The sequence below is a fragment of the Nonomuraea sp. B12E4 genome, assembly GCF_039871825.1.
In the GTDB taxonomy this organism is placed as follows: domain Bacteria; phylum Actinomycetota; class Actinomycetes; order Streptosporangiales; family Streptosporangiaceae; genus Nonomuraea.
On record NZ_JBDPME010000001.1, the window covers coordinates 559777 to 577608 of the forward strand.

Annotated in this window: 13 protein-coding genes; 7 read left to right on the forward strand and 6 right to left on the reverse strand. The window is 72.9% G+C overall.

Annotated features, from left to right (window positions below):
- Positions 1–20: 20 nt before the first annotated feature.
- A complete protein-coding gene (locus ABGB18_RS02535; protein WP_347693642.1) occupies positions 21–689 on the reverse strand; it encodes a TetR/AcrR family transcriptional regulator C-terminal domain-containing protein in 669 nt (222 codons plus the stop codon).
- Positions 690–783: 94 nt separating this feature from the next.
- On the opposite strand from ABGB18_RS02535, the gene ABGB18_RS02540 reads away from it, so the two are divergent.
- Positions 784–2508: an FAD-dependent monooxygenase gene (locus ABGB18_RS02540; RefSeq protein WP_347693644.1), complete on the forward strand. Its 1725-nt coding sequence runs from the start codon at positions 784–786 to the stop codon at positions 2506–2508.
- On the opposite strand, the gene ABGB18_RS02545 is transcribed toward ABGB18_RS02540, so the two are convergent.
- The 5 genes from ABGB18_RS02545 to ABGB18_RS02565 all read right to left on the reverse strand — a co-directional run bounded on the left by ABGB18_RS02545 (position 2501) and on the right by ABGB18_RS02565 (position 9716).
- The gene (locus tag ABGB18_RS02545; protein WP_347693645.1) at positions 2501–3763 is read right to left on the reverse strand and encodes a M20/M25/M40 family metallo-hydrolase; all 1263 of its coding nucleotides are present in this window, start codon (positions 3761–3763) and stop codon (positions 2501–2503) included. The two genes, ABGB18_RS02540 and ABGB18_RS02545, sit on opposite strands and share 8 nt — an antisense overlap.
- Positions 3760–5640, reverse strand: a complete 1881-nt coding sequence (locus ABGB18_RS02550) for a prolyl oligopeptidase family serine peptidase (RefSeq protein ID WP_347693646.1) — start codon at positions 5638–5640, stop codon at positions 3760–3762. Before ABGB18_RS02550 ends, ABGB18_RS02545 begins: the two co-directional genes overlap by 4 nt.
- Positions 5641–5644: 4 nt before the next feature.
- Positions 5645–6724, reverse strand: a complete 1080-nt coding sequence (locus tag ABGB18_RS02555; RefSeq protein ID WP_347693647.1) for a C39 family peptidase — start codon at positions 6722–6724, stop codon at positions 5645–5647.
- A gap of 220 nt (positions 6725–6944) precedes the next feature.
- Positions 6945–8060, reverse strand: coding sequence for a DUF5925 domain-containing protein (locus tag ABGB18_RS02560; RefSeq protein WP_347693648.1), 1116 nt, complete (start codon positions 8058–8060; stop codon positions 6945–6947).
- A gap of 72 nt (positions 8061–8132) precedes the next feature.
- Positions 8133–9716 carry a serine/threonine-protein kinase gene (locus ABGB18_RS02565; RefSeq protein WP_347693649.1) on the reverse strand — a complete coding sequence of 528 codons (1584 nt, stop codon included), beginning with the start codon at positions 9714–9716 and terminating at the stop codon, positions 8133–8135.
- Positions 9717–9838: 122 nt separating this feature from the next.
- Here ABGB18_RS02565 and ABGB18_RS02570 point away from each other — a divergent pair, with 122 nt between their 5' ends.
- The 6 genes from ABGB18_RS02570 to scpA all read left to right on the forward strand — a co-directional run bounded on the left by ABGB18_RS02570 (position 9839) and on the right by scpA (position 17763).
- Positions 9839–11677 carry a potassium transporter TrkA gene (locus tag ABGB18_RS02570; protein WP_347693650.1) on the forward strand — a complete coding sequence of 613 codons (1839 nt, stop codon included), beginning with the start codon at positions 9839–9841 and terminating at the stop codon, positions 11675–11677.
- 34 nt (positions 11678–11711) lie between these two features.
- Positions 11712–12650: an S-methyl-5-thioribose-1-phosphate isomerase gene (mtnA, locus tag ABGB18_RS02575; RefSeq protein WP_347693651.1), complete on the forward strand. Its 939-nt coding sequence runs from the start codon at positions 11712–11714 to the stop codon at positions 12648–12650.
- Between the two features lie 14 nt (positions 12651–12664).
- The gene (locus ABGB18_RS02580; protein ID WP_347693652.1) at positions 12665–12928 is read left to right on the forward strand and encodes a GNAT family protein; all 264 of its coding nucleotides are present in this window, start codon (positions 12665–12667) and stop codon (positions 12926–12928) included.
- A gap of 78 nt (positions 12929–13006) precedes the next feature.
- Entirely contained in the window at positions 13007–13783 is a 777-nt protein-coding gene (locus ABGB18_RS02585) for an N-acetylmuramoyl-L-alanine amidase (protein ID WP_347693653.1), read from the forward strand.
- A 48-nt stretch (positions 13784–13831) separates the two neighbouring features.
- The gene (locus tag ABGB18_RS02590) at positions 13832–15628 is read left to right on the forward strand and encodes a methylmalonyl-CoA mutase subunit beta (protein ID WP_347693654.1); all 1797 of its coding nucleotides are present in this window, start codon (positions 13832–13834) and stop codon (positions 15626–15628) included.
- Positions 15625–17763 carry a methylmalonyl-CoA mutase gene (gene scpA / locus ABGB18_RS02595; RefSeq protein WP_347693655.1) on the forward strand — a complete coding sequence of 713 codons (2139 nt, stop codon included), beginning with the start codon at positions 15625–15627 and terminating at the stop codon, positions 17761–17763. The genes ABGB18_RS02590 and scpA overlap by 4 nt, the downstream gene beginning before the upstream one ends.
- Positions 17764–17832: the final 69 nt, after the last annotated feature.

The following is a 17832-nucleotide window of genomic DNA, read 5'->3' on the forward strand; positions in this document are numbered from 1 at the left end:
ACGGCGCGGGCCCCGGCTGGTCAGGCGGGGCGTAGGGTGGCCGCCTCGGCGACCAGCCCGCTGATCAGCATGTCGAGGGCATGCTCGAAGTCGGCCGCCGGCCGCACGCCCTGCTCCCGGGTCATCCGCAGCAGCCTGCTGAAGTGCGGGAGCCGGTCGGGGTCCATCTCGCGGATGTACGCGCTGACGTTCGCCGCGCCCGCGTGCTGCTGCTGTCCACCGGTGAACCCGCCGGTGGACAGCAGCAGCGACCCCATCACCAGGGAGTTCACCGCGCCCAGCGCCCGCCACGCGCCCAGGTCGTCGAACCCGGCCTCGAACAGCGCCCCCACCAGGCCGTCGATGGGCTCCAGCGCCCGGGCCGAGGTCGGGTTGGACTGGTCGGTGGCCAGCGCCAGCGGCACCACCGGATGGCGGCTGAACGCCTGATACATGGCCAGCGCCGCCGCGCGCACCTGCTCCTGCCAGGGCAGCGCCGGATCCGGCCGCTCGACCTGGCTGAACACCCGCTCGGCGATGCCGTCGAGGATGTCCGCCTTGTTCGAGACGTGGTTGTAGAGCGACATCGCCTCGACGCCGAGCGACTTCGCCAGCCGCCGCATGGACAGCCCTTCCAGGCCCTCCCGGTCGGCCAGCTCAAGGGCCGCGTCCAGGACCCTCTCCCTGTTCAGCGGCTCCCGTCGTGTCATGCGTGCCCCTTCCTCGCCGTTTGACAAAGCTTACGGTGTACGTGTTCTACTTACGGCGTACACATACGATGTAAGTAGGCGGGGAGGACGGAAGATGGCGGTGGATGTGATCGTCGTGGGCGGCGGGCCGGTCGGGCTGCTGCTGGCGTGCGAGCTCAGGCTGGCGGGCGCCGGCGTGCTGGTCCTGGAGGCGGCCACGGGCGGGCAGCGCCGGACGCGGAGCCTCGGCCTGCGCTCGCTCAACGAGCGGACGGTGCAGTCCCTGGCGTTGCGCGGGCTGGCCGAGCCGCTGGCCGCCGAGCAGTGGGCCATGCTCGACGAGCTGGCCGGGCGCCCCGGGCCCGCGGGGGCCGACGTGGTGGCGCTGATGCTGGAGCTGCTCAGGAAGGGCCAGGTCAAGGGGCACTTCAGCGGCCTGCCGCTGCTGAGCGAGGCCGGGACCGCGCAGTACCTCATGCTCAGGCAGGACCGGCTGGAGAGCATCCTGGCTGCGCGGGCCGCCGAGCTGGGGGTGCCGGTCTGGGAGGGCTGCACGGTGGTGGACGTCGCCGAGGAGCCCGCGGCGGACTTCGGTGGTGAGCCCGTGGCGGGTGTCGTGGCCACGCTCGCCGACGGGCGGGTCGTGCGCGGGGCGTACCTCGTGGGGTGTGACGGCGGGCGGAGCGTGGTGCGCAAGCGGTCAGGGTTCGCGTTCGAGGGGACGCCGGCGACCATGACGGGGCGGACCGCGGTGGCCGAGCTGGCCGACCCCGCGGCCGTCACGTCCTCCCTGCGCGGCCCCGGCGGGCTGGTGAACCTGTCGCTGGTGCCCGGAGAGGTCGCCACCATCGAGTTCGACGGCGGGCCCGCCGAGGACAGGGACGCGCCGATGACGGCCGAGGAGCTGGGGGCCAGCCTGCGGCGCGTGACGGGGCGGGAGGTGGTCGTGGACCGGCTGGAGACCGGCATCCGCTACAGCGACAACACCCGGCACGCGGACACGTACCGGAAGGGGCGGGCCTTGCTGGCGGGGGACGCGGCGCACGTGCACTCGCCCATCGGCGGGCAGGGGCTCAACCTGGGCCTGCAGGACGCGCTCAACCTGGGGTGGAAGCTGGCGCTGGTGGCACGCGGCCTGGCGCCGGAGAGCCTGCTGGACACCTACACCGCCGAGCGGCACCCGGTGGCGGCCAGAGTGCTGCGCAACACGCGGGCGCAGGTGGCGCTGATGCGGCCGGGGGCGCAGGTGGAGGCGTTGCGCGAGGTGCTGGCGGAGGTGCTGGAACTGCCCGAGGCCAAGCGGCACTTCACGGGGATGGCCGACGGGACGGAGACCGACTACGCGCCCGGCTCGGCCGACCCCCGCGTCGGCCGTTTCGTCCCGCCGCTGGACCTGCTCGACACGGACCTGCTCGACACGGACCTGCTCGACACGGGTCTGTCCGACACGGGTCTGCTCGAAACAGGCCAGGTCGGAGAGGCCCGGACCGCGAGAGGCCGGCTCAGCGGGGCCACAGAGGCGCTGGGCGACGGGCGGGGGCTCGTGGTGGACCTGTCAGGCGCGCCCGGCATCGAGGGGCTCCTGGCGGCCATGAAGGGCCACCGCGACCGCGTGCGCCTGACCCGCGCCGCCCTGCCCGCCGATGTCCCTGTGCCTGGCGGTGTGCCTGCGCCTGGCGGTGTTCCGGTGGCCGCCGGTGGTGGCGGTGCGGTGGCGGGTGGGGCGAGCGTGCTGCTGGTGCGCCCCGACGGGTACGTCGCCTGGGCGGGTGAGCGCGACGGGCTGCCCGAGGCGCTCACCACCTGGTTCGGCCCGGCCGGGACGCGGCTCGTCAGGTGAGCAGGCGGGCGAGGACGCGGGTGCCGAACTCCAGGCCCTCCACCGGCACCCGCTCGTCCTTGCCGTGGAACATGCCGAAGTAGTCCAGGTCGGGCCGGAGCATGAGCGGCGCGAAGCCGTAGCCCTCGATGCCGATCCGGGCGAACGACTTGGCGTCCGTGCCGCCGGCCATCACGTACGGGACCGGCCGCGCCTCCGGATCCTCGGCCACCAGGGCGGTGGCCAGCTCGTCGAAGAACGGCGACGGGTACGGCGTGGCGGGCGCGTCCTCCAGGTTGACGAACTCCCGGGTGATCTTGGGCCCGAGCAGCTCGTCGATCGTGGCCAGGAACTCCTCCTGCAGCCCCGGCAGGTAGCGCCCGTCCACGTGCGCCCCGGCGGAGGACGGCACCACGTTCACCTTGTAACCGGCCTCCAGCATCGTCGGGTTGGCCGAGTTGCGGATCTGGCCCCTGAACAGGCTGCCCAGCGGGCCGAGCCGCGCCGCCTCCGCGTCCAGGCGGTCCAGGTCGATCGGCTGCCCGGTGATCTCCGACAGGCTGTCCAGCAGGGCCGCGACCGGCGGCGTCAGGCGTACCGGCCACTGGTGGGAGGCCACCCGCGACAGCGCGTGCGCCAGCGTCGCGACCGGGTTGTCCACGGCGGGACGCGAGCCGTGGCCCGCCACGCCGTGCGCGGTCACCTTCATCCAGGCGGTGCCGCGCTCGCCCACCGCGATCGGGTAGACCCGGTGCCCGTTCGAGGCCACGCTGAAGCCGCCCGACTCGCTGATCGCCTCCGTCACCCCGTCGAACAGCTCCCGGTGCTGGGTGACCGCGTGCCGCGAGCCGAAATCGCCGGTCGCCTCCTCGTCCGCCAGGAACGCCAGCACCAGGTCGCGCTTCGGCCGCACGCCCCGCGCCGCCAGATCGAGCACGGTGGCCAGGGTCATCGCGCACGAGCCCTTCATGTCGACCGCGCCGCGCCCGTACACGCAGCCGTCCACGATCTCCCCGGAGAACGGGTGCATCCGCCACTCGGCCGGGTCGGCGGGCACCACGTCGAGGTGGCCGTGCACGAGCAGCGCATCCGAGGAGTCGCCGTCGATCCTGGCCACGACGGTCGTCCGCCTGGGCGCCGACTCGAACACCACCGGCTCCAGCCCGGCGTCAGCCAGCAGCGTGGCCACGTATTCGGCCGCCGGGCGCTCACCCGAGCCGGGGTTGGTGGTGTCGAACCTGATCAGATCCGAGCAGATCTCGGCAACGCTCCTCACGATCTTCCCTTCAAGGTCAAAGGTGGTACGTCGGGCGTCTCCATGCCGAAGATCAGCCCGTAGAAGGCCAGCTCGGCCTCCAGTACCGCGACGATGGTCTCCTCCCGGCGCCAGCCGTGCTGCTCCCCGGGGAAGGTGAGCAAGGCCCACTCTTTGCCATGTTTGTCCAGCTCGGCGGTGAACCGCTCGGCCTGGCTCACGTCCACGATGGCGTCCTCCAGGCCGTGCAGCATCAGGCAGGGGCCGGAGGCGCGGGAGGCGTTGAGGAGCGGGGAGCGCTCGGTGTAACGCTGCCGCGTCTCGGGCAGCGGGCCCACCAGGCCGTCCAGGTAGCGGGACTCGAAGTCGTGCGTCTCGGCGGCCCAGCTCTCCGGGTCGGTGATCGCGTAGTGCGCGACCCCGCCCGCGAACACGTCGCTGTGCACGAGCGCGGCCACCGTGGTCCAGCCGCCCGCGCTGCCGCCCCGGACGGCGAGCCTGGCGGCGTCGGCCCGGCCCAGCTCGACCAGGCCGCGGGCCACCTTGGCGCAGTCCTGCACGTCCACCACACCCCACTGGTGGCGCAGCCGCTCGCGGTAGGCCCGGCCGTAGCCGGTCGACCCGCCGTAGTTCACCACGGCCACGCCCAGCCCCCTGCTGGTGAAGTAGGCGATCTCCAGGTCGAGCGTGATCGGCAGGTTGCCGGTGGGGCCGCCGTGCACGAAGATCACGTACGGGGCCGGGCCGCCCGGCGCCTGGGCCGGGGGATACAGGTGCGCGTGCACGCCCTCGATCGTCACGGCCTCCGGAGTGGGCAGCAGGTCGCGCGCGGGCAGCGGCTTCGGCGCCGACACCACCTCGTACGCGCCGCCGGCGAGGTCCACGAGCGCCACCTCCAGCGGCGTGTACGGCGTCGCCCGCACGGCTGCCGCCTTCCCGCCCGCCACCGGCCCCGCGACCGACACGGTCGAGGACCAGTACGTGGGCCCGTCCGAGCCGCCGCCGACCTCCCGCAGGTCGCCCGAGTCCGGGTCCAGCACGGCCAGGCGGCGGTGGTCGGGGGAGCCGTACACGACGACCAGGGCGCCGTCGTCCGCGACGGCCAGGCAGGCCAGGCCGGGCTTCCACATCGCGGCGCCGAACTCCAGCTCCACCGGGGTGAGGTTGCGCCCGGGCGAGCCGTCCAGGGGGATCAGGTGGACGTTCCACCAGCCGGTGGGGTCGCTCACCGCGTACAGGGTGGCGTCGTCGCGCCACTCGGCCTGGACCACCGACTCGGCGGGCCCGCCCGCGACCACCCGGTACGGGCCCGCGGTGCCGTCCGCCTCCAGCGGGGCCACGCACAGCTCGGTGCTGTCCCAGGGCATGTTCGGGTGGTTCCAGCCGATCCAGGCGACCTGGCGGCCGCCGGGGGAGACACGGGGGTTCATCAGGAAGTGCTGGGCCCTGGCGACGACCCTGACCGGGCCGCCGTCCAGCGGCACCGCCACCAGGTCACGCACGTCGTCCGTCTCGCGGACCGCCCACACCTCGTCCCGGCCCGGCGGCAGGTACAGGTCCCCGTAACGGGCGGCGCCGGCGGGGGTGAGCGGCACCGGGTCGCCGCCGTCGAGGCGGTAGAGGCGCTGGTCGGCCCAGTTGGTGAAGACGAGGCCGGCGCCGGGCAGCGGCCGCCAGGAGCGGCCGCCGTACTCCTGCAGCCGGTTGCGCGCGTTCCAGCCGGGAGGCAGGGCGTCGGTACGCGTGCCGTCCGGCAGGCGGCGCACCACACAGCGCCTGCCACCCTCATGCGGGCGCGGCTCGTCCCACCAGACCTCGACACCGGAGGGCGTGGCCACCGCCTCCACCCACTGGGGGCCTCCGTCGGTACGCGCCACGTCGATCGGTCTAATGCTCATCAACTCACCAATTGCCGTTGGTACAGGAAGGAAGCGGATGCTCGGGCGGATGCAGGATGTACGCGATCCCCCCGCTGCCCGAGCCCCTGAGCCACACGTGCTCTAACGCCGCCCGCGGATAGACCCGGCGCACCTCGGCCTCCCCTGGCGCCGCTGGGTCGTTCACCACGACGTCGCCCCCGGCGGTGAAGCCGGTGACCACCAGGATGTGCCCGTCGGTCGAGTAGCAGGACCCGGGCAGCTCGTACGCCTTGAACGACTGCGACGTGATGACCGGGATCCCGGCCCGTACGAACAGCTCCAGCTCCGTCGCCGACCGCAGCCGCGTCACGAACCCGGCCAGCCCGTACCGTCCCGCGTACGCCACGCCGAAGGGCCAGTTGCCGGTGCCCTGGTAGCTCTCGTCGTAGGTGCCGCGGGCGGCGTGGTCCACGCCCGGCGCGGGATCGCCGGCGCCCACCCAGGCCAGCTCCGCGGGCGCCGGGCCGCGGCCCCAGAAGCCGAGCACCATGGCCACCGAGGCGGGGCCGCACCAGTTGGCGCCCCCGCCGTCGTAGCGCGGGTGGTGCCCGGCGTGCGCGTGCTGCGAGAGCCGGGGCACGGCCAGCTCCACCGGTCCCTCCCCGCCGGGGGTGCTCGGTGTGACCGGGTGCCGGGGCACCGCCGAGGCCATCACGCCCAGGCCGGTCACGCGGGCGCCCGCGCCGTGCCGGACGACCTGTACCTGGTAGGTCACCACCGGCCGCCTGGCCACGAACGTGTCCACTGCCACGTCTCCATCCTCGTCGCCCTGCCCGGGCACCGAGGTGCGGGGGTCACCCTGCTCGGACCAGCGGCCCATGACGAACCACTTGGTGCGCCCGCCCGTCGCCGTCGTGGCCCGCAGCGCGACCTCGATCCAGGAGCCGGGCGCGGTGCGCGCCGTCCATGAAGGCACGAGCTGGGTGGCGGCGAATCCGATCGGCCGTTCCTCGCTCGTCCACCGCCCGTCCACGGCCGGCCCGGCGGGGACGGCGAAGCGGGCGAAAGCGACGCGGGCGAGATCGACGGTGAGCACCGGCACCATTGTGGTTTCGTCCTGCATGTCGCACATCGGATGGTTTACGTAGGAGCGTGATTGTGTCGGTGCCGATCTTTGTGGTCGCGGCATGACTCCCGCGACTCAGGCGTACACCTACGCCGGTCCCTCGACGCTCGCCGACGGCAGGCCCGGCCTGTCGGCTGACCTCGGTGGCGCCGTGCTCGACCGCGGTCGCGGCCGGGTTCGGCCTGCGGGCCGAGCCTCCCGCGCCCGGCCCGGCGGGTCAGAGGTACAGGCCCGTGGACTCCTCGCCCGGGGCCGGGGTGGTGAGCTCGCGGCCCGCGCGCAGCGCGTAGAGCTGGGCGAGGGTCGCGCCCGTGGGGCCGACGCCCTCGGAGGTGCCGAGCCAGGCCACGGACTCGTCCCTGGTCAGGGGGCCGACCTCCACCTGGGCCAGGCAGCGGCCCGGCCGCACGACCGCCGGGTGGAGGCGGGTGAGGTCCTCGTTGGTGGTGATCGCCACCAGGACGTCGCGGCCCTGGCCGAGCAGCCCGTCCGTCAGGTTGAGCAGCCGGGACAGGCCCTGGCCCGCCTGGGCCTTGGCGCCCGCGCTGATCAGCTCGTCGCAGTCCTCCAGCACCAGCAGCCGCCACCGCGGCGTGTCCTCGTCCTCGGTGTCGTAGCCGACGGCCACCTCCATCAGGTAGCCGGGCTCGTCGAACAGCCGCTCGGGATCGAGCACGCAGTCCACCTGGCACCACTCCTTCCACTGCCTGGCCAGGGTGCGCAGCAGCGTGGTCTTGCCGGTGCCCGGCTGGCCGTGCAGGAGGACGAGGCGGCCGTTCACGTCGTCAGGGGTGATCGCCATCAGCCGGTCGAGCGCCGGACGGACCTTCGCCGAGTAGTTGGCGCTGACCTCGGTCCAGGGTGGTGCCGTGATCGGCTTCTCCGAGCGGGTGCCGCCGTGCATGCCGCGCCACCAGAACCCCATCTCGACGTGGTCGGCCTCCGGCATGGGCTCTTCCGCGCCGTCGATGCTCTCCGTGAGGACGGACTTGGCCAGGTCCTCGTCCACGGCCGTGACGCTGACGGTGGCGGTGCGGTTGCGGTGGCGTACGACGCACAGGGTCCAGCCCTCACCGCAGATCAGCCGCGACTCGGTGCCGTCCTCGACCCGCGCGGTGCGCATCACGCGCCCGCCGGCGGGGCTCAGCATCGCGTCAGGGCGTACGCGTGCCAGATGGGCCAGGCGTGACCACGGCTGGGCTCCCGTCGCGAACGGCGACAGCGCCATGGCGTCGATGACGTCGATGGCGGAGTCGGAGTCGTCGATCCAGATGTTCATGGGGAGCTCAGAGGAGTCCCGACTGGGGTACGGCACCTCCCTGATCACAGACATAAGGCCAATGATCTACTTCAGGGCGTCGGATGTCGAAGGGTTTTGGTCGGGAAAATCGCGGCGCGGCGGGGATCAGCTCTTCTTGAGGGTGCCGGTCTGAGAGTCGATGTCCCGGCCGGGGACGTCCCGCCAGAGGTAGACGAGCGTGTCGTCCTTCAGGGTCAGCCAGATGGTGCCGGGCACGCAGCCTCCCTCGATCTCGGTCAGTGAGAAGGTCAGCCTGTCCGGCTCCACTCCGGTCAGGGCGATGGTGGCCTTGCAGTCGCTGGTGGAGTCCTCCTCGGACCAGGACGCGGTGGACTCCCCCTCATTGAGCTCCACCGCGTTCTCGGCGCCGTCGGTGTCCAGGGGGTTGGCGGTCTTGGTATGCCCGGACCAGTCTCCCCCGAAGGCGGCCGGGATCTTCAGGTCACCGCCCGCGGAGGCGGTGGGCCCGGTGGGGGAGGGCGTCGCCGTGACGGTCACGGGTGGTGCCTCGGTGGGTGTCCCGGCCGTCGTCCCGGCCGGTGTCGCGGACACGGACAGGCTCTGCGGCGGGGGCACCGACAGGGTCGGGGTGCCGCGTCCCGTGATCGGGGCACGGCCGAGGTAGAGGACCGTGGCGCCCGCCGCCAGGGCCACCACCGCCGCCACCGCGCCGACGAGCAGCCCTCGCCCGCGCGGGCGCGCCGGCGTCTGGGTGGTCACCCCCGCGTGCTGCGGCCCCGTGGGACCCTCCCCCGGCGCCGGCCCGCCGGGGCCGGGTTGTGAGGGCGGGCCGCCGGACGGGGTTCCGGTTTCCCCGGGGATGGGCCGCGAAGGCGGTCCGGCGGGCGGGGATCCGGCGGGGGCGGCGGGTGGGGGCGGGGTGGCCTGGGGTGCGGGCGTGTTGGGGTTGAGCAGGGCGACGATCAGTTGCTGGGCGGTCGGGCGCCGTGCCGGGTCCTTGGACAGGGCGGCCCCGAGCTGGGCGCGCAGGCGCGGCGGCAGGGCCGACAGGTCCGGCTCCGCGTGCAGCACCCGGTGCAGCACCGCGGGCACGGTGTCGGCCCCGAACGGGCTCACGCCCGTCGCCGCGTACACCATCGAGGCCGCCCAGGCGAACACGTCGGAGGCGGGCGAGGCGGGCGAGCCGCCGATCTGCTCCGGCGCCAGATAGGCCGGCGTGCCGATCAGCCCGGACGTCATCGTCGCCGCCGCCTCGGCCCTGGCGATGCCGAAGTCCACCACCCGGGGCCCGTCGGGGCCGAGCAGCACGTTGGCCGGCTTGAAGTCGCGGTGCACGATCCCGGCCGCGTGGATGGCCCCGAGCGCCGTGGCCGTGCCGACCGCCAGCCGCTCAAGGTCGCCACCGCGCAGCGGGCCGCGCCCGCGGACCCGGTCGGCCAGCGACGGGCCATCGACGAATTCGCTCACCACGTACGGGCGCGGCCCGTCGGTCGAGACGCCGAGCACCCGCGCCGTGCAGAAGGACGCGATGCTCTCCAGCGCCTGCAGCTCCCGCGCCAGCCTGGCCCGCGTCTCCTGGTCACCCGTGCTCAGCAGCTTGATCGCGACCGGCTCGCCGTCGGAGGAGTGGGCGAGGTAGACCACGCCCTGCCCGCCCTCGCCGAGCCGGCCGGCCAGCCGGAAGGCGCCCAGCGACGCCGGGTCGTCAGCAGTCAGGGGGGTCGCCATGGCCGATACGTTACCGGTCGCCCTGCGGAACCGAAGATCCACCGGTACCTTGTACCGCTGGGATAAATCACTCCTTAAACGGAGGTATCGGGGAAGTGTCGAAGGTCACGGTCCGCGAAAGAATGCGGTACTGGTTCGACAACACCATGTCCAGGGGGACGGCGTCGCTGATCGGCTGGCTGGCGTTGGCGTCGGTGGCGTTGATCGTGGTGGTGGCGTCGCTGACCCTCTGGCTGGCGCCGAACGAGCCGGACGGCGTGACAGGTGCGGGGCATGTGCTCTGGATCGCGCTCATGCACGCCTTCAGCCCGGCCAAGATCTCCAGCGACCGGGGCTCCATCGCGTACATGGCCGTGATGTTCGCCGGGTCGCTCGGCGGGCTCTTCATCGTCAGCCTGCTCGTCGGCCTGCTGTCCAACGGGCTCAAGGAGAAGGTGGACCGGCTGCGCCGAGGGCGCTCCAAGGTCGTCGAGTCCGGCCACACGGTGGTGCTCGGCTGGTCGGACCAGATCTTCACGATCGTGGCCGAGCTGGTCAAGGCGCACGCCAGCCAGCGGAGCTCGGCCATCGCCATCCTCGCCGAGCGCGACAAGCTGGAGATGGAGGAGGAAATCCGCGAGCACGTGGGCGACCTCGGCAGGACGCGGGTCGTCTGCCGCACCGGGCGTCCCACCGAGCCGCACGACCTCGCGCTGATGAACCTGACCGCGGCCAACTCCGTCGTGGTGCTCTCGCCCGACAGGGAGGACCCGGACGCGCACGTCATCAAGATCCTGCTGGCCCTGGCCAAGCGCGAGGGCTCCCACCCGCCGGTGGTCGCCGGGCTCACCTCCAGCCGCAACATCGCCGCCGCCCGCCTGGCCGGCGGCACCGACGTGCACCTGGTCGACTCCGACGACACGGCCTCCAGGCTGATCGTGCAGTCCTCGCGGCAGTCCGGCATGTCCGTGGTCTGCATGGACCTGCTGAACTTCGACGGCGGCGAGATCTACCTGCGCACTCCGAAGAAGACCGTCGGCATGACGTACGGCGACGCGCTGCACGCCTACCAGACGGCCTCCGTGATCGGCCTGCGCCGCCCGTCCGGCGTCGTGCTCAACCCGCCCATGGACACCGTCATCGCGGCCGAGGACGAGGTCATCGTCATCGCGCACGACGACTCCCACATCAGCCTGGCGGCCGGCATGCCCTCCGTGGACGAGTCCGTCATCGTCATGGCGCCCGCCACGCCCATCGAGCCGGAGCGCACGCTCCTGCTCAACTGGAACGGCCGGGCCGAGCAGATCGTGCGCTACCTGGACGGGTACGTCGCCCCCGGCTCGGTGCTGGAGGTCGCCGCCGACCACCCCAACGCGGGCACCGGCCTGGCGGGACTGCGCAACCTCACCGTGAACGTCAAGGACTGCGACACCACCGACCGCTACGCCCTGGAGTCCCTCGGCGTCGGCCTCTTCCAGCACGTCATCGTGCTGTCCGACGACCGCTTCGACCCGCACCACTCCGACACGCGTACGCTGATGACGCTGCTGCAGCTCCGCGACATGCAGAGCACGCTGGGCGAGCACTACTCGATCGTCAGCGAGATGCACGACGAGAACAACCGGGCCCTGGCCGAGGTAACCGAGGCCGACGACATCGTGATCAGCGACACCGTCATCGGCCTGCTCCTCGCCCAGCTCGCCGAGAACCGCCACCTCGCCGACGTGTTCGCCTACCTGTTCGACTCGCGCGGGTCCGAGATCTACCCGCGCCCGGCCGCCTCGTACGTCAAGGCGGGCACGCAGGTGACGTTCTCCACGGTCGTGGAGGCCGCCCGGCGCAGGGGCGAGACCGCCATCGGCTACCGCAACGCCCAGGCCAGGAACGACCCTCCGCACTATGGCATCGTCCTCAACCCCGCCAAGGCGGAGCCCATCGTGCTGGACGAGACGGACTCGGTGATCGTCCTCGCCGAGAGCTGAATGCGTGGGTTGCCGGATCAGTTAGCGTTTGCCCGTGAGGACCATCGACTGGGTCGACGGCGCCGTCGAGCTCGTGGACCAGACTCTGCTGCCCGACAAGTGCGTGATGGTGCGCGTCCACACCGTCGGGGCGCTCGTGGACGCCATCCGGCGGCTGGCCGTGCGCGGCGCGCCCGCGCTCGGCGTGGCGGGGGCGCTCGGGGTGGTGCTCGCCGACGGTGACCCCGCCGCGATCGCCGCGCTCCGCGCCGCCCGGCCCACCGCCGTCAACCTCGCATGGGGCGTCGACCAGGCCGCCGCGCACCTGTCCGAGGGCCGTGAGGCGGTGCTGGCCGCCGCCCTGCGCGTGCGCGACGACGACATCGCCGCCTGCCGGGCCATGGGCGAGCGCGGGGCCGGCCTGCTCGAAGGCGACCGGCTGCGGATCATGACCGTGTGCAACACCGGCGGGCTCGCCGCCGTGGAACGCGGGACCGCGCTCGGCGTCGTCCAGACGCTGCACGAGCGGGGGCGGCTGGCCGAGGTGCTCGCCCTGGAGACCCGCCCGCTGCTCCAGGGCGCCCGGCTGACCACCTGGGAGCTGGTCAGGATGGGCGCGCCGCACCGGCTCATCGCCGACTCCGCCGGGCCGTACCTGCTGGCCAAGGGGGAGGTCGACGCGGTGCTCATCGGCGCGGACCGGATCGCCGCCAACGGCGACACCGCCAACAAGATCGGCTCGTACGCGCTCGCGCTCGGCGCCGAACGCGCCGGGGTGCCGTTCGTGGTGGTGGCGCCCGAGTCCACGATCGACCCGGCCACCCCGTCCGGCGAGCACATCGAGATCGAGGACCGGGGCGCGGAGGAGATCATCTCCATCAGGGGGACGCGGCTGGCCCCCGAGGGCACCCGGGCGCTGAACCCGGCCTTCGACGTGACCCCGCACGACCTGATCACCGCGATCGTGACGGACCAGCGGGTGATCAGGCCCTGAGAGGTCCCAACGCGATGAGCGTCGATCTGCCGCCGGCCGGCCCGGTCGGATGGGAGGCCTGCGAGCGCAACGGCTTCGTCCGCGAGGGCGTGCTGCGCCCCTCGGCCCGGGTGATGGGCGGGTTTCTGGACGAGGTGCTGCTCGGGCTTCTCGTCCAGGACTGGAAGCCGGACTCGAAGGGCCAGGCTGCCGCCCGACTGGGCAAGGGGGGCCGCGGAGCGCCGCATGGACGGGCCGTGGGCCAGGACGGCTCATTGCGTTTGGACGGCCAACAGTAAAATCCCCGGATCCGGGGGACCGATCGGTGTTCGGCGCGTTACGCTCAGTGTTCACGATATCTACCCCCGGAGATCACCGTGGCCATTGACCTGGTGTTACGGCATGACTGGAACGCCCGTTCGCCGCGCGGCGACCACACACAGCTCGATTCCACCAAGGGCGTCAAGGTCCATTACACGGGCGGCAGGGTGGACCCGGACATCGTCTCCGACCACAAGGGCTGCGTGGCCCTGGTGCGGTCCATCCAGGCGCACCACATGGACACCAACGGCTGGATCGACATCGCCTACTCGTTCGTCGCCTGCCCGCACCGGATGGTGTTCGAGGGGCGCGGGCTGCACCATCTGCCCGCCGCCAACGGCCCGGGGCTCAACGCGGGCCACTACGCCGTGCTCGGGCTGGTCGGCAACGCCGGGCTGGTCGAGCCCCCCGACGAGCTGCTGCACGCCATCCTCGACGCCATCCGGCACGCGCGCGAGCACGGCCAGGCCGGAAAGGAGATCAAGGGCCACCAGGACGGATACGCGACCGACTGCCCCGGCGAGCCTCTCTACACCTGGGTCAGGCGGGGCGCGCCCCGGCCGGGCGGCGGCGGCCCGTCACCGGACACCCCCACGGCCCCGCCCCCGCCCTTCCCCGGCCGGTTGCTGCGATACCCGCCGGTGACGTACGGGGAGGACGTACGCATGTGGCAGCGTCAGATGCGGACGCGCGGCTGGGAACTGGCGGTGGACGGCGCGTACGGGAGCCGGTCGCGTGAGGTGTGCCGGCGCTTCCAGCGGCAGCAGGACGTGCCCGACGACGGGATCGTGGGGCCGCTCACCTGGCGACTGACCTGGGACGCCCTGGACTGACCCCACCCGGTTACGGTGTTCGGCGCGATCCGACCTACTATCCCAATCATGGAACTGGCAGCGGGTTTCGCGTCCATCAATCGAGACGACTGGCGCGCGCTGGCGGTCGAGGTGCTGCGCCGGTCCGGGGTCGAGGCGGACTCGCCGGAGGAGGCGCTGTCCGGCGCCACCTACGACGGGACGACGATCGCCCCACTCTACGACCTGGACGACCTGCCGGGTGATACCGGCCTGCCCGGGGCCTACCCGTTCCTGCGGGGAGCCCGGGCGGTCGCCGGGTGGGACGTGCGCCAGCGGCACGCCGTGCCCGACCCCGCCGCGGTGCTGGCCGACCTGGAGGGCGGCGCCACCTCGCTGTGGCTGGTCGTCGGGGCCGGGGCCATCCCGGTGGAGTCGCTGGGCGCGGTGCTCAAGGACGTCTACCTCGACCTGGCCCCCGTCGTGCTGGAGGCCGGGGCACTGGCCGGTGAGGCCGCCGAGGTCCTGTTCGCCCTGGCCGCCGAGCGCGGCGTCGCGCCCCGCGGCAACCTGGGCGCCTCCGGTGCCCCCGGGCTGGAGCTGGCCGCCCGCTGCGTCGCCGGCTTCCCCGGGCTGCGGGCCGTCACCGTGGACGCCACCCCGTACCACGACGCCGGCGGCGGCGACGCCGACGAGCTGGGCTGCTCGATCGCGCGGGGCGTCGCCGAGCTGCGGGTGCTCACCGGCGGCGGGCTCACCGTGGCACAGGCGCTGGAACAGATCGACTTCCGGTACGCCGCCACCGACGACCAGTTCGCCACCATCGCCAAGCTGCGGGCCGCGCGCCGGTTGTGGGCCAGGGTCGCCGAGGTGTGCGGGGCGGCCGAGCACGGGGCGCAGCGGCAGCACGCCGTCACCAGCTCGGCCATGATGACCGCCCGCGACCCCTGGGTCAACCTGCTCCGCACCGCCGTGGCCTGCTTCGCCGCCGGGGTGGGCGGGGCCGAGGCGGTCACCGTGCAGCCGTTCGACGCCTGCCTCGGGCCGCCCGACGCCTTCTCCCGCCGCATCGCCCGCAACACACAGTCGCTCCTGCTGGAGGAGTCCGGGCTGGGGCGGGTCATCGACCCCGCCGGCGGCTCCTACTACGCCGAGCGCCGCACCGCCGAGCTGGCCGAGCGGGCCTGGGCCTGGTTCCAGGAGATCGAGGCCGCCGGGGGGATCGGGGCGGCCGCCGGGCTGGTGTCCGAGCGGCTGGCCGCCACCCGCGCCCGCCGCGACGCCGACATCGCCCACCGGCGCTTCCCGATCACGGGCGTGAGCGAGTTCCCGGACATCCACGAGAGCCCCCTCCGCCGCCCGCCCACCGCCGCTACCGCTGGGCCCGCCTTTGAGCCCGCCGCCGGGCCCGGTGCCGCTCCGGCCGCCGCTGCCCCGGACGCCGCCGCGGGCGGGTTGCCGAAGGTGCGGTACGCGCGGGCGTTCGAGGAGCTGCGGGACCTCGCCGACGCCCGGCCCGAGCGGCCCAAGGTGTTCCTGGCCACCATCGGCCCGCCGGCCGCCTACACGGCCAGGGCGGCGTTCGCGGCCAACCTGTTCGGGGCGGGCGGTCTGGACACCGAGACCGCGGGGCCGGGCACCGACCCCGAGCAGATCGCCACCGCCTTCGCCGTCAGCGGCTCCCGCGTCGCCTGTTTGTGCTCCACCGACAAGCTGTATGCCCAGCACGCCGCCGCCGTGGCCACCGCGCTGGTCCGGGCGGGCGCGCGAAGGGTGTGGCTGGCGGGGAAGGGACAGTACGAAGGCGTGGACGCCAATCTGTACACCGGTTGCGACGCCCTGGCCGTGCTCCGCCAGACCTTCGACGACCTGGAGGTGACCCGATGATCCCGGACTTCTCCGGCATCCCGCTCGACACCCGTCCCGCCAAGGACGCCGAGCCGCCGGCGGGCGAGGTCTGGGAGACCCCCGAGGGCATCGGCGTCAAGCCGCTCTACACGGCCGGCGACCTCGACGGGCTCGACTTCCTGCACACCTATCCGGGCGCGGCCCCTTACCTGCGGGGTCCCTACCCCACGATGTACGTCAACCAGCCCTGGACCATCCGCCAATATGCCGGCTTCTCCACCGCCGAGGACTCCAACGCCTTCTACCGGCGCAACCTGGCGGCCGGGCAGAAGGGCCTGTCGGTGGCGTTCGACCTGGCCACGCATCGGGGATACGACTCCGACCACCCGCGGGTGGCCGGCGACGTGGGCATGGCGGGGGTGGCGATCGACTCGATCTACGACATGCGGCAGCTGTTCGACGGCATCCCGCTCGAGCGCATGTCGGTGTCCATGACCATGAACGGCGCCGTGCTGCCCGTGCTCGCCCTGTACATCGTGGCGGCCGAGGAGCAGGGGGTCGCGCCGGAGGAGCTGGCGGGGACCATCCAGAACGACATCCTCAAGGAGTTCATGGTCCGCAACACCTACATCTATCCGCCCGGGCCGTCGATGCGGATAATCTCGGATATTTTTGCTTATACAAGCGAAAAGATGCCGAAATTTAACTCCATCAGCATTTCTGGCTACCACATCCAGGAAGCCGGGGCCACCTGTGACCTGGAGCTGGCCTACACACTGGCCGACGGGGTGGAATACCTGCGCGCGGGGGTGGCCGCGGGCCTGGACATCGACCGGTTCGCGCCGCGGCTGTCGTTCTTCTGGTGCATCGGCATGAACTTCTTCATGGAGGTCGCCAAGCTCAGGGCCGCGCGGTTGCTGTGGGCCAAGCTTGTGTCCGGATTTAATGCGAAAAACCCGAAATCGCTGAGCCTCCGTACGCACAGTCAGACCTCCGGCTGGTCGCTGACCGCGCAGGACGTGTTCAACAACGTGACCCGCACCTGCGTGGAGGCCATGGCCGCCACCCAGGGTCACACCCAGTCCCTGCACACCAACGCGCTGGACGAGGCGCTCGCCCTGCCCAGCGACTTCTCCGCGCGCATCGCCCGCAACACCCAGCTCCTGCTCCAGCAGGAGTCCGGCACCACCCGGGTGATCGACCCGTGGGGCGGCTCCTACTACGTCGAGCGCCTCACCCACGACCTCGCCGAACGCGCCTGGGCCCACCTCCGCGAGGTCGAGTCCGCCGGCGGCATGGCCAGGGCCATCGAGGCGGGCCTGCCCAAGCTGCGCATCGAGGAGGCGGCCGCCCGTACGCAGGCCCGGATCGACTCCGGCCGCCAGCCCGTCATCGGCGTGAACAAGTACCGCGTGGACATCGACGAGGACATCGAGGTGCTCAAGGTCGACAACAGCGCCGTACGCGCCCGCCAGCTCGACAAGCTGGCCCGGCTGCGGGCCGAGCGCGACGCCGACGCCGTCCGGCGCGCCCTCGACGCGCTCACCAAGGCCGCCGGCGACCCCGCGCCCGGCCTGGAGCACAACCTGCTCGAACTGGCCGTGAACGCCGCCCGGGTCAAGGCGACGGTGGGGGAGATCTCCGAGGCCCTGGAACGGGTGTTCGGGCGGCACGCCGAGCAGGTACGTACCATTTCAGGGGTGTACCGCGACGAGTCAGGACCGGCCGCCAACATCGAGCGCGCCCGCCGAGCCTGCGCCGACTTCGAGCGCGCGCAGGGCCGCCGGCCGCGCATCCTGGTCGCCAAGGTGGGTCAGGACGGGCACGACCGCGGCCAGAAGGTGATCGCCACCGCGTTCGCCGACCTGGGCTTCGACGTGGACGTCGGGCCGCTGTTCCAGACGCCGGAGGAGGTCGCCCGGCAGGCGGTCGAGGCCGACGTGCACGTCGTGGGCGTGTCCTCGCTGGCGGGCGGCCACCTCACGCTCGTGCCCGCGCTGCGCCGGGCGCTGGCCGACCTCGACGCCTCCGACATCATGGTCGTCGTAGGCGGCGTCGTCCCCCCGGGCGACCAGGACGAACTCCTGGCCGCCGGCGCCACCGCGATCTTCCCGCCCGGCACGGTGATCGCCGACGCCGCCCTCGACCTCCTGTCCCGGCTCGGCCACCGGTGAGGCCGGCCGGTCCGGAAGGGGGAGGGGATCCCCGGCGCGCCCGCGCCGAAGTTCGCCAGCACCGTCCCC

Excerpts from the sequence above, each read along its gene's own strand:
- ABGB18_RS02540 (WP_347693644.1), top strand. The coding sequence starts at position 784 with ATGGCGGTGGATGTGATCGTCGTGGGCGGCGGGCCGGTCGGGCTGCTG.
- ABGB18_RS02535 (WP_347693642.1), bottom strand. The coding sequence starts at position 689 with ATGACACGACGGGAGCCGCTGAACAGGGAGAGGGTCCTGGACGCGGCC.
- ABGB18_RS02580 (WP_347693652.1), top strand. The coding sequence starts at position 12,665 with ATGAGCGTCGATCTGCCGCCGGCCGGCCCGGTCGGATGGGAGGCCTGC.
- ABGB18_RS02560 (WP_347693648.1), bottom strand. The coding sequence starts at position 8,060 with ATGTCTGTGATCAGGGAGGTGCCGTACCCCAGTCGGGACTCCTCTGAG.
- ABGB18_RS02555 (WP_347693647.1), bottom strand. The coding sequence starts at position 6,724 with ATGCAGGACGAAACCACAATGGTGCCGGTGCTCACCGTCGATCTCGCC.
- ABGB18_RS02565 (WP_347693649.1), bottom strand. The coding sequence starts at position 9,716 with ATGGCGACCCCCCTGACTGCTGACGACCCGGCGTCGCTGGGCGCCTTC.
- ABGB18_RS02590 (WP_347693654.1), top strand. The coding sequence starts at position 13,832 with ATGGAACTGGCAGCGGGTTTCGCGTCCATCAATCGAGACGACTGGCGC.
- ABGB18_RS02570 (WP_347693650.1), top strand. The coding sequence starts at position 9,839 with ATGCGGTACTGGTTCGACAACACCATGTCCAGGGGGACGGCGTCGCTG.
- scpA (WP_347693655.1), top strand. The coding sequence starts at position 15,625 with ATGATCCCGGACTTCTCCGGCATCCCGCTCGACACCCGTCCCGCCAAG.
- ABGB18_RS02550 (WP_347693646.1), bottom strand. The coding sequence starts at position 5,640 with ATGAGCATTAGACCGATCGACGTGGCGCGTACCGACGGAGGCCCCCAG.